Origin of the sequence: Mesorhizobium sp. M0185, assembly GCF_040322175.1 — a bacterium.
Taxonomy (GTDB): Bacteria; Pseudomonadota; Alphaproteobacteria; order Rhizobiales; family Rhizobiaceae; genus Mesorhizobium.
In genome coordinates this window covers 75,523-89,472 of the sequence record NZ_JAMYSY010000001.1, presented here as the reverse complement: position 1 = coordinate 89,472, position 13,950 = coordinate 75,523, and the positions used below count along the sequence as shown (strand labels likewise).

Genomic DNA, 13,950 nt, shown 5'->3' with positions numbered 1-13,950 from the left:
TGATCAGCTGTCGCTCAGCCGGATTTCATTCCAGCTTCCATGTCCGGCGGCAAGGATCTCGGGCCTTGCCTCGCCGGCCTCCTCCATCAGGGCAACGATGCGGCCTCGCAGCCATGCACGCGTCTCTGCGTGATCGGGCGAAGCTATGAGATTGGTTAGCTCGTTCGGATCGCCATCGAGGTCGTAGAGCCTCGCCTCGACATAGAAATCGCTGCCGGAATCCCGCCAGCCGTCTTTTCCCGGTGCCTCGACCTCATATTTCCACCGTCTGGTGCGCAACGCGCGGCCGACATGGTGCTCGCTGATTTGAATGAATATCTCGTCGCGCGGCGGCCGTTCGCCCTGCAGCGCGTCGAGCAGCGAGACGCCCTGCATCGAATTGGGCACTTTCAGGCCGGCCGCGGCGAGCAGGGTCGGCGCGAGATCGACGAGGCTGACTAGGCCTTCATATGTGCCGATGCGCTGGAAGCCGGGGCCGTGGAATAGCGTCGGCACGCGGATCGACGCCTCATGACAGGAACGCTTGTATTCGTTGTTGCGGGTCTTGAAGTGACATCCGTGGTCGGAGGTGAAGAGGATGATCGTGTCGTCAAGCCGGCCAAGGCTGTAGAGCGCCTCGATCAGCCGTCCAAACGCCTCGTCGAGGCGCGCGACCATGCCCAGATAGCCGGGGAAATGTTCTGCTGTCGTGCCGCCAAGTGCGGCGAGATCGCCGGGAATGGCGAGCTTCTTGCGGATCCTGTCCTCGTATCCGAGCGGGGCAGGGTAGTTGTCCGTCTGGTTCTGGTGATGCGGCTCGAGGAAGGACAGGAATAGAAAGAACGGCTCGTCTTCCCTCGATGCGACATAGCGGATTGCAGCGTCGGTTAGGGCATCGACGCGGTATCCCGGCAGCTTCACCGCCTTGCCGTCATTGTCGTGGACGACGGTGTCGAAGGGGCCGGACGTGAACTCCAGGATGTTGGAGGCCAGCCAGTAGCGATAGCCGCCGCGTTGTTCCTGGGTGACCGGCTCGGCGGACCCCAGGTGCCACTTGCCGATGTAGGCGGTGTCATAACCTGCCGCGGTGAAATGATGCGCGAGCGTGCGCTCGCTCTTAGGCAGCGGGATGTCGTTGCGGTAGCAGCCGGTGATGGTCGGGTACCGCCCCGTCTGAAAGACGGAGCGGGCGGGGCCGCAAACGGGCTGGCAGGTAAACGAATTCGCCAAGAACGTGCCGGTCCCGGCGAGGCGGTCGAAATTTGGCGTAAGCTCGAGCGGATTGCCATGGACACCAACGGTATCCCAACGCTGCTGGTCGGTGAAGAAGACGATCACGTTCGGTCGGCGGGACGTCATAGGGTGCAATGCCTCCGAATGGTCATTTCATGCCTGCCAGCATCACGCTGCGGACGAAGTAGCGCTGCGTGAAGAGGAACAGCAGCAGGCTCGGGATGAAGAGAATGATCCCGCCCGTCGCCGTCAGGTTCCACTGGGTGAAGAATTCCTGGTTGAAAAGCGTCAGTCCCGTCGTGATCGGCCGCATTTCGGTGGTGTTGACGGCGACCAGCGGCCAGAGGAATTCGTTCCACTGGAACACGAAGGTGAGGAGGACCAGCGTCGCCAGTGCCGGACGGACCTGCGGCAGCACGATGCGCCAGTAAAGGCCGAGTTCCGAGCAGCCGTCCATCCGTGCAGCGTCAAGCAACTCGTCGGGAATCGGTCGGATGAACTGCCGCATCAGGAAGATTCCGTAGGCGCTCATGGCGAATGGAAGGATAAGGCCCTGATAGGTGTTGAGCCATCCCATCCGCGCGGTGAGCACATAGAGCGGGATCATGCGGATGAAGAATGGGATCATCAGCGTCGACAGCACCGCGACAAACATGACGCGCTTACCGGCGAATTCCATCTTCGCGAAGACGTAGCCGATCAACGGATCGAAGATCAGATGGAGGAAGGTAATCCCGCCGGCGATGATGAAGCTGTTGAGCGTGAAACGCGCGAACGGCGCCTTCTGCCAGATGTCGATGTAATTCGTGAATTGCCACGTCTCGGGGATCAGAATCGGAATGCCGCTGAAGACGTCGGCATCGCTCTGCAGCGACAGCGAAAGCATGTAGAGGAACGGAAAGATCGACAGCGCCACGCAGAAGAGCAGCAGTAGGTAGGACGGGAGCGTTTTTGCGAATGTCATGCCAACCTCAATAGGTGGTTTCGCGGTTGAGCAGGCGGAACTGAACGAAGGTGATGGCCAGGATCAGCAGGAACATCAGGAAAGACAGCGCCGAGGCGTAGCCGATGTTGAGCTCGAAGAAGGCTGCCTCGAACACGTGCAGGCTGAAGAACCGCGTCGCGTCGGCCGGTCCGCCCTTGGTTATCAGGTAGGCCGGCGCCAGCTCCTGCAGCTGGCTGATCGTGCTGACGACCGCGATGAACAGCGTGGTCGGCGTCAACAACGGCCAGGTCAGATAGCGGAATTGCTGCGTCGGCGTGGCGCCGTCGATGGATGCGGCATCATAGAAGTCGGACGGGATCGACTGCAACGCGGAGAGGTAGATCAGCATGGCATAGCCGACATCCTTCCACACCGTGATGGCGATGAGCGTCGGCAGCGCGGTCGAGGTGTCGCCGAGCCAATTCTGGGTCGGCAGCCCAAGCTCGGCAAGGAAGCTGTTCAAGATGCCAGTGTAGGGATCGAGAATTGCCTGCCACATCAACGCGACGATCACGAAGGAGGTGATGTAGGGAAAGAAGATGATTGCGCGGATCAGAGTGCGCCCCGGGATCGGCCGGTTGAGCACGACCGCCAGTCCGAGGCCAATGGCGATGCTGGCCGCAGTGACGCCTATCGCGAAGGCCAGCGTCACGAAGAGCGACTGCCGAACGCGCGCGTCGCCGAGGGCAGCAACGTAGTTGTCCAGTCCGGCGAATCGGCTCTCGCCGATCAGCGGCTGGCCGCTGTACAGGCTCGCCCAAAACTCCAGTCCTATCGGATAGAAGAAATAGACCGAGAAATAGAGGATTGCTGGCGACAGCAGCAGGTAAGCGAGAAGCGTTTGTCTGGTGCGCCGGCTGAAGCGGGCAGCTCGCCGGGTCGGCATCGCACCGACGCGAATGTCCGTATCGGCCGTATCGGTGCTGCCGCTGATAAACATCGGCCTAGTTGTTGGCCAGGATGACGTTGGCCTCGGCCGCGAATTTCGGCATGATCTCGGCTGCTGGCTTCTGATTGTAGATGATATCCTCGAGCGCACTTTGCAGAAGCTTCTCGATTCGCGCGTGCTTGCCGGTGAGGCGCAGCTCGGCGGTGACGTCTTGCGCGTAAGGCAGGCATTTGCTGAAGCTGCCGATGACCGGATCGGCCTGAACCTCGGCGTTTTCGGCCCAGGATTTGCGCGGCATCGTCATGCCCGCTTCCTTGGTAGCCGCTAGTTCCGTGTCGAGCGCGACGAGCCGCTTCAACAACTCCCAGGCCTCCTTCGGGTGCTTGGCGTCCTTAGGGATCATCAAGCTGACGCCGCCCGCGAACGTCGCCTGCACCTTGTGCTTGAGTGATGGCGCAACCGCCCAGTTGAGCTTCGGGTTGCCCGAGCGGATCGGCTTCACGTCCCACGGACCGGTTATGATCATTGCGACCCGGTTGGCCGTGAACAGCTTTTGCGGACCCTCATAGTCAGCACCCGCCGCCGGCTTGGTCGCTGCTTTTTCCTTGTGGATCAGGTCGGCGAGGAACTGGATCGCTTCGATCGCCTCCGGACTGTCGAGATTGACCTTGTTTGTCTTGGGATCGTAATAGCTTACGCCGTTCTGCAGCAGCCACGACGAATAATATCCGATGCTCGGGTTGGGAGCGAAGCCGAAGCGGGCGCCGGTCGTCGTCGCCTTGGCAACCTTCAGGAACTCCTCCCAGGTCGCAGGCGGCGCGTCGAAGCCCGCCTGCTTCAGCATATCGACGTTGTAGACGAGGGTGGCGCAGGTGAGGTGGATCTGGACGCCATAGTACTGGTCGCCGAGTTTGTTGCGCTCGACGGAATAGGCTTGCCAGTCGTCGGGATAGCCGATCGCCTTGCCGTCTTGTTCGATGAAGTCGTTCAGCGGCCGCAGCAGATTCCGCTGGCCGAATTCCTGCACCCAGCCGCCGGGTTCGGCGACGAGATCGGGCGGGCTCTTCGCAGCAAAATCCGCCACCAGCTTGGTGCGCATATCCGGCCACTGGAATTTCTCCCACTGCACCGACCATCCGGGATGATCGGCCTCGAACTTTGCTATTGCATCGGCATAAGCTTGATAGGCGTGGCCGGCGTTCCAATAGAGCGTCAACGTCTCGGCATGGGCCGCAGTCGCGGTCGTCAGGGCCACGCCCAAAACCATGCCGTGCAGGAATCCGACTGACTTGTAGCGGCTCATCTTGGTCTCCTCCCTGGTTTGCCACCCGCTTTCCTCGCAATGGATGGCGTCATATTATTCGATTAATATACCCGCTATACCGCAGTTTTTGTCAAGCTCCGACTGTAATGCAGTGCATAGTTCTGCCCGAACTCGGGCGGAGCTATCTACAGCGCGCGATGGCGAAGTTGCTTCCGGTACCCGGTATGGACGATCGCGGCCTAACCTGGAAAGATCGTGAAACCGCCATCGACGCGGATTACCTGCCCGTTGATGAAGCGCGCGCGCGGACCGGCGAGGAAGGCAACCGCTTCGGCGATCTCTTCAGGCTCCGCATACCGGTTCAGCGATTTCTTGCTCGAATCCATGCGCTGTGGATCGACCACGCGGCTCGCCTGGAACCGTGCCGTCTTGGTGGCGCCGGGGCTCACCGCATTGACGCGTACGCCATCGTCGATCAGTTCCTTGGCGAGGCAGCGCGTATAATGGACGACAGCCGCCTTGAGCGTCGAGTAGACCACCTCGGGCGAGCATCCGATATGCGCTGCCGCCGAGGCGATGTTGATCACCGAGCCCGAGCCACGCTTGACCATCGGCGGAACGAACGCCTGGCAGACCAGCATAGTGCCGATGAGGTTGTTCTCGGTTAGAACCTTGATGTCTTCGTAGTCGATGTCCAGTGCGTTGTTGGGATTGGGCTTTTCGCCCTTGGCGCCGATGTCGCCGCCGGCGCAGTTTACCAAGACGTGCACGTCGCCGAGCTCCGCCTCGATCTTCCTCTTCATTTCCGCGACAGCTTGCTTGTCGCCGATGTTGCCGGTGACCGCGGTGATGCGCGTCCCGTGCTTCTCCAAGCCCCTGGCAGAGTCGCCGAGGTCCGCGAATTCGCCATATTGAGATGGCCGGGCCCAATCGAGGTCGTGGACCGCGACGTTTGCGCCAAGTTCGGCCAAGCGGTCGGCCATCACGCGGCCGAGGCCGCGTCCCGAGCCGGTGACGAAGGCGGTCAGGCCGCTGAGTTCTCGGGCAGTCATGCTGATTTCTCCATTGCAATGAAATCGAATTTCATCATGTTGGCGGCGCTGCGCCGGATCATGTCGAGCTCGTACGAAACGAGCGCACCGTCATCATCGCGCTCCCATGGCGTGCGGTAGTCGGCGTCGTCCGCAAGGCGGTTCAGGCGCGCAGCACTCAGGCAGGCCGCGAATTCGCGGGCGGTCTTCGGCGCATATCCGTTCCACCAGTCGTCGGTGAGACAGCGAACGTGACGGGCCTCCAGCGCGCCGGGCTCAAGCACCGCCGTCAGCGTGTCGTGGTGCTCGCCAAGGATGGCTGCCAGTTCGGCGAAAGGCACGGCGCCGTCGCCGATCGCGCAGCGGACCAGGCGGTAGCCCTCATCCGTGAACTGGACGCGATAGTCCTTGAGGTGAACGTGGCGGACATGGGGCGCGATCCGGCGCGTGAAGGCAAGCGGCGCCTCGCCGACAGGAAAGGTGTTGCCGGTGTCGTAGGTGATGCCGACACCCGGCCCGCCGAGTTCGCAGAACGCAGCCAGTTCGTCGCTGCCGAAGTCCTGATGGTTCTCGATGCCGAGCACGCGTCCCTCGGCCGCCGCACGCGGCCCCCATTCCGTCAAGGCAGCGCGAATCGTTGCGTTGAACTCGCTCCATTTCGGACCCCACGCATTGCGGTCGCCGCACAGGACAGGCGTCAGTGCGATACGGATCGTCGTCGCCTCGAGCAGGCGCGCAGCCCGAAAGGCGTTGTCCAGCGGACCTGCCACCAGAAGTCCGCCGCTCACCACCGGGACGATGTCCAGCGCGGCAAGACGCCTGCGCAGGGCGACGATTTCGGCGTCAGTCAAGTCGGTCAACCAGGGTTCGTAGATCTCGAGCGTGCGTGCGCCCAGTTCCTGCGCCAGCGTGATGAAGCCTTCCAGCCCCACGCCGTCCGGATTGTGCCGCGGCGTGCCGCGGCCCTGCAGGCCGAGATAGTAGGTCAGTCCGTAAGGGTTGAGGCCGAGACGAAACATCAGCTTGGCGGTTCCAATGGAGAGCGGAGAGGCGTCACTAGCGCAGACCGGCATCGACGGTTATGGACTGTTTGGTGATCATGCGGCTGTCGTCGGCCGCCAGGAAGAGCACGGTGCGTGCAATCTCCTCGCCCAGCAGGACGCGGCGAATCAATTGCCGCTGCACCGTCTGGTCGACTGCCTCCTGCGTCTTGAACCACAGCTCGCGCTGCCGCTCGGTCATGACGGCGCCGGGTTCGATCGCATTGACGCGGATGTTATCCGGTCCGAACGACCGCGCCAACGCACGCGTCAGCGCCACCACGGCCCCCTTGGCGGTGGCATAGGCCACCATCTGGTCCGCTCCGAACCGCCAGGCAATGGAGGAGAAGTTTATGATCGAGCCGAAGCCGAGTTCCTTCATATGCGGATGCACTGCCTGGGCGGCGAAGAAGTGATGCCTCAGATTGACGTCGAAGCTGCGGTCCCAATAGTCGGCCGTCAGCGCGTCGATGGGATGGCGCTGATCATTGGCTGCGTTATTCACCAGGACGGCGACCGGACCAAGCCGCGCGCGCACGCCTGCTACCGACGCCTTTAGCGCATCGACGTCGGTCACATCGCAATGGAGAAATAACGGAGCCTGCCCGGCGGCACCAGCGAGCTCGCGCACCAACGCCTCCGCTGGTTCGTCCTGCACATCGAGAAAGGCTATCCGGGCGCCGTTCGCCACGAAGGCGCGGACCACATCGGCGCCAATGCCGGAGGCGCCGCCGGAGATCAGCACGACCCGATCGGTCAAGCTCGGATAAGTCGCGAATTGTACGGACATCGATTACAGAAGCGCCTTGGTTGTTGGATCGAACAGACAGGCGCGCGACATGTCGATGCCGAGCGTTATCGTCTCGCCCATGACGGGAGCGTCATCCGGCTCGAAACGGCCGGTGATCTCCAGGTCACCCAGCCTGAGCACGGCAAGCGTCTCGGCCCCGGTAGGCTCGACCAATTCGACCGGCGCCTGCATGGACGCCACAGCAGGTTTGCGCGACTTCAGATCGGTCGTGAAACGGTAGATGTGTTCCGGCCGGATACCGAGCACGACGTCCTTTGGCGCACCGGCGGGCATCGGCGCGGCAAGGGCGAGGCTGGCGTCGCTGCCGTCAGCGGCGCGTACCGAGATGCTGGTCGAGCCCGTAAGCCGAGCGGGAATGAAATTCATCGCCGGCGATCCCATGAAACCGGCAACGAACATGTTGGTCGGCCGGTCGTAGATCCGCTTCGGCGTGTCGAACTGCTGTACCGAGCCCTGGTTCATCACCGCAATGCGGGATGCAAGCGTCATCGCCTCGACCTGATCGTGGGTGACATACACCGTGGTCTTGCCGACGCGATGGTGAAGCTTCTTGATTTCGGTACGCATGTCGACGCGCAGCTTGGCGTCGAGGTTGGACAAGGGCTCGTCGAACAGAAACAGCTTCGGGTCGCGCACGAGGGCACGCCCCATCGCAACGCGCTGCCGCTGGCCTCCCGAGAGCTGGCCGGGCTTGCGTTTAAGCAGCTGTTCGATCTGCAGGAGTGCGGTAACCCGCTGGACAGCTTCCGCCTGCGCCGCTTTTGGCACGCCGCGGCTCTCCATGCCGAAGGTGATGTTCTGGCGCACCGTCATGGTGGGATAGAGGGCGTATGACTGGAACACCATCGCAATATCGCGGTCCTTGGGTTGCACCGAGTTCACCAGCCGGTCGCCGATCCATATCTCGCCCGACGTGACGGTTTCCAGTCCGGCGATCATGGCGAGCAAGGTTGATTTGCCGCAACCCGACGGGCCGACAAGGGCGACGAATTCTCCGGTCTTAGCCTCGAGATTGATGCCGGCAAGAATCTCGAGCGAGCCGTAGCTCTTGTGAAGGTTGCGGATCATCAACGCGGACATGGGCGACGCCTCATTTTATGGCGCCCTGGGTGAGGCCGCGCACGAAGTATTTTCCACCAAACAGATAGATCAGCAGCGGAGGCAACGCGCCGATCAGCACGGCTGCGCTCATCACATCGTAAGCGCGTGCGGTCGTGCCGCCGGCCGTGAGCGCGACCAGTGCCGCTGTGATCGGCTGCTGCTGGCCCGATGTGAAGACGACGCCGAACAGATACTCGTTCCAGATGCCGGTGAACTGCCAGATGACGGTGACGATTAGGATGGGCGGCGACAGGGGCAGGATGATCTTGCGGAAGATCCGCCAGAAGCCGGCGCCGTCGATGCGTGCCGCCTTGATCAGGTCGTCCGGTATGCTGACGTAGAAATTGCGGCAGAACAGGGTGGTGAACGAGATGCCCTGGACGATGTGGATCAGCACCAGCCCATATGTGGAATTGGTCAGGCCGAGCTTGCCGAGCAGGAACGCCCACGGCATCAGCGAAATCTGGCCGGGCATGAATACGCCGAGCAGCATCAGATTGAAGATCAGTTCAGAGCCCCTGAAGCGCCATTTGGAGAGGATGTAGCCGTTCATGGCGCCGAGAATGGTCGAGATGATGGTGGCGGGGATCGTCATGGCCAGGGAGTTGAAGAAATTGCGCTTCATTCCCTCGCAGGTACCGCTGACGCAGTAGGATCCCCAGGCCTGCGCCCACGCATCGAACCGGAAGCTGCGCGGTACGGAGATGAGGCCGTTGCGGGCAATCTCCGACTGCTCGCGCAATGAGTTGAAGATCACCACCAGCAACGGCACGAGATAAACGACCGCGAAAAGCGTCAGCACGGCATAGACAAGGAAGCGGCTCCAGAAATGCCGGCGCGTGGCAGCGGCTTCTTCCGGATCAAAACGGGCATTAGGCGCAATTTCAGCCATTGCGGCCCTCCGCTCGCCGGCGCCAGACGATCCACAAGGAATACGGCACCAGCACCACCGCGACCGCAGCGAGCATCATCATCGCCGCGGCGGCACCTTCGCCGATTTGGCCGCGCTGGAACATCAGGTCGTAGACATAGATGGCGGGGAAGGTGGTGGACACACCTGGGCCGCCTCGCGTCAACGCCGCCACCAGGTCGAAGGTCTTGATGGCGAATTGTATCTGAATGACCGCCACCGCCAGGAATATCGGGGCGATGGTTGGCAGGATGACCCTGCGATAGGTCCGGAAAACCGACGCGCCGTCGATTTGCGCGGCCTTGACGAGATCCGGATCGACCGACCGCAGACCGGCCAGGAAAAGTGCCATTGCGAAGCCGGACGACTGCCAGATACCGGTTATGATCACCGCATAGATCGCAGTGTTGCGGTTGGCCGTCAGGGCGAAGCTGAAGTCGGTCCAGCCGAGCCCGCGAACGAAGGCCTGGATACCGTCGACAGGATTATAGAGCCAACTCCACACCGTACCGGTGACGATGAAGGACACCGCCAACGGGTAGAGAAAGATGGTGCGCCAAACCGCCTCGCCGCGGACGCGCTGGTCGATCGCGATCGCGAGCAGCAGGCCAACGGCCATCGAGCCAACGATATAGAAGCCGCTGAACAGGAAGAGATTGGTATAGGCGATGTTCCAGCGCCGGTTTGCCCAGAGCGAAGCGTAATTGTCCAGGCCGACGAACCCATAGGTCGGCAACAGCGACGAATTGGACAGCGAGATGTAGAGCGTCCAGAGCGTGAAGACGAAAACATAGATGAAACTCGCCGCTATCGACGGCGCCAGCACCAGAATGGGCACCATCGTGCCAAGGCGCTCGCGCCACGGACGGGCCGCGGCAGCTGCGGCTGGTACAATCAGATCATGGGTGGACATCGGGCTGCTCCGGCGAGGTCTGGCCGGGAGCTTCGCCCCCGGCCATCATCGGCAGCGTCACTTCTGCGCTTCGGCCGCATCCGCCATCGCATTGGCCGCGTCCTGCGCACTCATATCCGGCGTTGCTACAAACTCCGTGATGCTATCCATTATTGCGCCGCGGACCTTTTGCGGAACCGTCATGTTGTGCGCCATCGAACGGACGAGCGTGCCGGCGGCGATCGAGGCTTGCAGATCCTTTTGCGAGAGTTGCTGGCAGGGATTGAAGCCGTTCGAAAGATCGACGTCGAGGCGGGCCGGAATGGACCCTTTGGTCTGATTGAAAATGGTCTGGAATTCGGGCGACAGGATGATGCTGGCAAGCAGCTTCTGTCCCTCGATATAGTCCGGGTCCTTCTGCTTGAAGAACACGACCGAGTCTGAATTCAAGATGAAACCGGGCTTGCCCCAATCGGTCGGCGCCTGAGCGCAGACATAGTCGGTGCCCTCCTTGAAGCCGCCGGCCGTCAGCAGGCCGATCGTCCAGTCGCCCATGATGTGGAAGGCGGCCTCGCCGCGGCCGACGAGATGCGACATGGTATCCCAGTCACGCCCGTTCATGCCGGGGTCCATGTACTTCGAGGTCATGGTGCGAAACTGCTCGAAGGCCTTGACCATGCCGTCGCTGCGCATGGCATCGACGTCGCCCTCGACGAAAGCTTTCTTGTAGAGATCGAGGTCCTGACCGTACACGACCACTTCGAAGACGGTCGAGTCGGTCCAGTCGGCGGTCGAGTGCGAAATGCAGATCTTGCCGCTGGCCACGATCTTGTCGCAGGCGGCGTTGAATTCCGCCCATGTCTTCGGCATCTCGGTGACGCCCGCGTCCTTCATGACCTTCGGCGATGCCCACAGCCAGTTGATGCGGTGGATGTTCATCGGCGCGGCCACCCAATTCCCGGTCGGCTTCATCACCGGCAGCAATTCGGGAGCGACGACTTTCTCCCAATTTTCCGCCTTCGCCAGGTCGTCGAGATTGGCTGTCATGCCCGTCTCGTTCCATTCGGCGATCTCGGGGCCCTTTAGCTGCACAGCGGGAGGTGCGTTGCCGGCGATCACATCAGCACGCAGTTTGGCCAATGTATTGGCCGTATGGCCTGCGATGGAGGTCTGCTGCCAGGTGCCACCCTTGGCGGTAAACATCTCGCCGAGCTTGGCGATAGCCTGGGCGTCCGATCCGGTGGCCCATTGATGCAAGAGGTTGGTCTTCGGCTCCGCGAGGGCTGTTCCGGTAATCAAGGTGAAGGCGGTAGCGGCCGCAAAGGCCGTCCTCAGGTATTTCATCGTTTCACTCCCATATGTGATGCACGGTTCGTATCGACCGCTTGTGGCCCGCGATTTGAGGTCGTGGCCGGCGAGATGCAGTAATCTCCGTTCTTTCCAAGATGACATATTTGGGCTATCAGTCAACGTGCTTTGTGCTCATCATGAACAAACCTTCGCTTAGAAATTGGCTGATCGACAGGCCGTCGGCGTCGCCGGAGAGCCTGATCGTCCGATGCCTGCGCGAGCGCGGCGTGCTTTCTGCGTCGCAAATTACCCGCATTACCGGTTTGGCGCGGTCGACGGTTTCAACCGCGCTCAACGGCTTGAGAAAGTCAGGGATGGTGATCGAATCCTCGGCCCATCATGACGCGGCCAGGGGTATCGGCAGGCCTGCCACGACATTGACGCTCAATCCCGCTGCGGGCACCTGCGTCGGCATCCATCTGGGCCTCGACGAGATGCGGTGTGTCGTCGCTGACGTCTCGCATTCTTTCGTTGCCGAACAAACTATCCCCATGGGTCTGGACTACCAGCCGCAACAGGCGGCCCAGCTCGCCAAGTCAGTAATTGCCCGATGCTACGAAGAGAACGGTCTGCCGATGGCGGGGCTCCTGGGGGTTGGGGTCTCCGTCTCGGGCCCAGTCAGCCGCGAAGGAGTGGTGCTGCGCGCGAGTATCGTTCCGACCTGGGCCGGGGTCAACATCCGCGATGTGTTCGGGCCGGTCCTTGAACAGCCGATCTTCGCCGACAATGAGAGCAACTGCTCGGCCATTGCCGAGCTGATGTGGGGTGCGGCCGTCGGCCAGGACGATTTCGTGCTGTTCAAGGTCGATCTGGGCGTCGGCGGGGCCATTGTCCAGCACGGTCGGCTGGTGAGCGGCATCGCCGGCGGCGCCGGCGAATTCGGGCACATCAGCATCGATCCCGGCGGCGACCTTTGCCGGTGCGGCAATCGAGGATGCCTGGAGCTCTATGCCAGCTTTGCCGGACCGCTCGAGCAGATTTCGCGCATCGTGCGGCGGCCGGTCACGATGGACGACGTGATCATGATGGCCGAGGAGGGCGACGTGAGGGCGCTGCGGATGATCGAGGACACCGCCGAGTTCGCCGGCCGTGGCCTTGGCCTGATCGGTTCGGTTCTCAATCCGCCGCTCATCATCATCAGCGGCCGCATGGCCCTGGCGGGCGACATTCTCCTGGCGCCACTGATCGCATCATATGAACGCCACACGCTCATCAAGTCCCGCGATGTGGCGCCTGCGCTGCGCACGCGGATAATCGTTGGCAAGCACACGGAGAACGACGCATTGCTCGGCGCGGTCGGCCTCGTGCTGCGCCACAACAGCCGGCTTCAGTGACCCGGCTTGCTTCGGGTGGCGCTCTGATTTTGCGAGCTGCTCGCCGAAGCAGCGGAACTGATGTTTGCCTACGCGACACGCACCGTGCGCTGCCTCGGCTTGATCGCGGTGGCGAGCAGCAGGCCGGCGATGATGAAGGCGGCGCCGGCGAGATCGTAGTCGTGCAAGCTTTCGCCAAGGACCAGATAAGCGAGAACGGCGACGAAGGCGGTCTGGAGATAGAGCAGCATGCTGGCGCGCCCCGCACCAAGTGTCTCGACGCTACGGTTGTAGAGATAGTACATCAGAGCGCCGCCGGGGCCGGCAACATAGGCGAGAGCCAGAAGGCCGTTCGCATGCAGCGCCGAACGATCCCCGGAAAACAGTTCCCAGAGATAGAAGGGCAGTGCGGCCAGCGCGCCGGCTCCCAGCAGCAGGACCACCATCGGCAGAAGCTCGATAGCGAATTTGGCGCGACGCAGCAGCACGGTGTAGAGGCCCCAACAAAACGCGCTGCCGACGATCCACAACTCGCCGGGATTGAACTGCAGCTGCATCAGCGCGGCAAGGTCGCCGCGCGCCACGATCACCACCATCCCGGCCAGAGCGACCAGCGCTCCAAGCGCTTTCCAGATACCGAGGGGCTCGCCGAGCACGAAGCGGGCAAGCACCATAGTCATGATCGGCGACAGCGCCATGATGATGCCGGCGGTTGTCGCGTTGGTGTAGTTGAGGCCCGTGTAGATCATGCCCTGACACAAGGTTAGCCCGATAGTGCCGATGACCAGCACCTCGATCACCCGGGATTGGATCAGCACGAGCATCGCCCCGTGATGACGATGGACGATAGGCAGCAGGATCGCGCACGCGAGCGTCAGCCGCCAGAAGCAGAGCGCCCAAGGCGGCATCTCGGGGGCAACCCACTTGGCGGCGATATAGACGCCGGCCGACAGGAGCCAGCAGAGCGTCGCGAGGGAATAGGCGAGCGGAAGTGATGCGCCGGGTGTCGCCTTCGCTACACTTGGATGTGCTATCGGCAGCGATTGGATATCCGTCTCCTCCCACCGCAGACTTTAGCAGATTTGCGGCGTCTTGCTAAGCAGCAACAACAGCTGTTTCACCAGCTGGTGCAATCGGTGGGTCGTTGTGGGT

The 13,950-nt window shown here is 62.0% G+C and carries 13 protein-coding genes; 1 reads left to right on the top strand and 12 read right to left on the bottom strand.

What is annotated here, in order from left to right; all coding sequences use genetic code 11:
* Positions 1 to 3 precede the first annotated feature (3 nt).
* The 11 genes from NKJ20_RS00440 to NKJ20_RS00390 all read right to left on the bottom strand — a co-directional run bounded on the left by NKJ20_RS00440 (position 4) and on the right by NKJ20_RS00390 (position 11,479).
* The gene (locus NKJ20_RS00440) at positions 4 to 1,338 is read right to left on the bottom strand and encodes a sulfatase family protein (RefSeq protein ID WP_352741954.1); all 1,335 of its coding nucleotides are present in this window, start codon (positions 1,336 to 1,338) and stop codon (positions 4 to 6) included.
* 22 nt (positions 1,339 to 1,360) lie between these two features.
* Complete coding sequence (locus NKJ20_RS00435; RefSeq protein ID WP_352741952.1) at positions 1,361 to 2,176, bottom strand: carbohydrate ABC transporter permease; 816 nt, start codon at positions 2,174 to 2,176, stop codon at positions 1,361 to 1,363.
* Positions 2,177 to 2,183: 7 nt separating this feature from the next.
* Positions 2,184 to 3,137, bottom strand: a complete 954-nt coding sequence (locus NKJ20_RS00430) for a carbohydrate ABC transporter permease (RefSeq protein WP_023675501.1) — start codon at positions 3,135 to 3,137, stop codon at positions 2,184 to 2,186.
* A gap of 4 nt (positions 3,138 to 3,141) precedes the next feature.
* Positions 3,142 to 4,389, bottom strand: coding sequence for an ABC transporter substrate-binding protein (locus NKJ20_RS00425; RefSeq protein ID WP_352741950.1), 1,248 nt, complete (start codon positions 4,387 to 4,389; stop codon positions 3,142 to 3,144).
* Between the two features lie 200 nt (positions 4,390 to 4,589).
* Positions 4,590 to 5,402 (bottom strand): SDR family NAD(P)-dependent oxidoreductase, encoded by an 813-nt coding sequence (locus tag NKJ20_RS00420; protein ID WP_352741949.1) that lies wholly within the window; start codon positions 5,400 to 5,402, stop codon positions 4,590 to 4,592.
* Positions 5,399 to 6,400, bottom strand: a complete 1,002-nt coding sequence (locus NKJ20_RS00415) for a sugar phosphate isomerase/epimerase family protein (RefSeq protein ID WP_352741948.1) — start codon at positions 6,398 to 6,400, stop codon at positions 5,399 to 5,401. The genes NKJ20_RS00420 and NKJ20_RS00415 overlap by 4 nt, the downstream gene beginning before the upstream one ends.
* Before the next feature lie 37 nt (positions 6,401 to 6,437).
* Positions 6,438 to 7,211, bottom strand: a complete 774-nt coding sequence (locus NKJ20_RS00410) for an SDR family NAD(P)-dependent oxidoreductase (protein WP_352741946.1) — start codon at positions 7,209 to 7,211, stop codon at positions 6,438 to 6,440.
* 3 nt (positions 7,212 to 7,214) lie between these two features.
* Entirely contained in the window at positions 7,215 to 8,312 is a 1,098-nt protein-coding gene (locus tag NKJ20_RS00405; protein ID WP_352741944.1) for an ABC transporter ATP-binding protein, read from the bottom strand.
* A gap of 10 nt (positions 8,313 to 8,322) precedes the next feature.
* Positions 8,323 to 9,225, bottom strand: a complete 903-nt coding sequence (locus NKJ20_RS00400; RefSeq protein WP_352741943.1) for a carbohydrate ABC transporter permease — start codon at positions 9,223 to 9,225, stop codon at positions 8,323 to 8,325.
* Positions 9,218 to 10,156 (bottom strand): carbohydrate ABC transporter permease, encoded by a 939-nt coding sequence (locus NKJ20_RS00395; RefSeq protein WP_352466746.1) that lies wholly within the window; start codon positions 10,154 to 10,156, stop codon positions 9,218 to 9,220. The genes NKJ20_RS00400 and NKJ20_RS00395 overlap by 8 nt, the downstream gene beginning before the upstream one ends.
* Positions 10,157 to 10,213: 57 nt before the next feature.
* Positions 10,214 to 11,479, bottom strand: coding sequence for an ABC transporter substrate-binding protein (locus NKJ20_RS00390; RefSeq protein WP_023675509.1), 1,266 nt, complete (start codon positions 11,477 to 11,479; stop codon positions 10,214 to 10,216).
* 101 nt (positions 11,480 to 11,580) lie between these two features.
* On the opposite strand from NKJ20_RS00390, the gene NKJ20_RS00385 reads away from it, so the two are divergent.
* Positions 11,581 to 12,819: an ROK family transcriptional regulator gene (locus NKJ20_RS00385; RefSeq protein ID WP_352741941.1), complete on the top strand. Its 1,239-nt coding sequence runs from the start codon at positions 11,581 to 11,583 to the stop codon at positions 12,817 to 12,819.
* A gap of 68 nt (positions 12,820 to 12,887) precedes the next feature.
* Here NKJ20_RS00385 and NKJ20_RS00380 read toward each other — a convergent pair whose 3' ends face one another.
* On the bottom strand, positions 12,888 to 13,847 hold the full coding sequence (locus NKJ20_RS00380) for a DMT family transporter (protein ID WP_031211408.1): 960 nt from the start codon (positions 13,845 to 13,847) through the stop codon (positions 12,888 to 12,890).
* Positions 13,848 to 13,950: the final 103 nt, after the last annotated feature.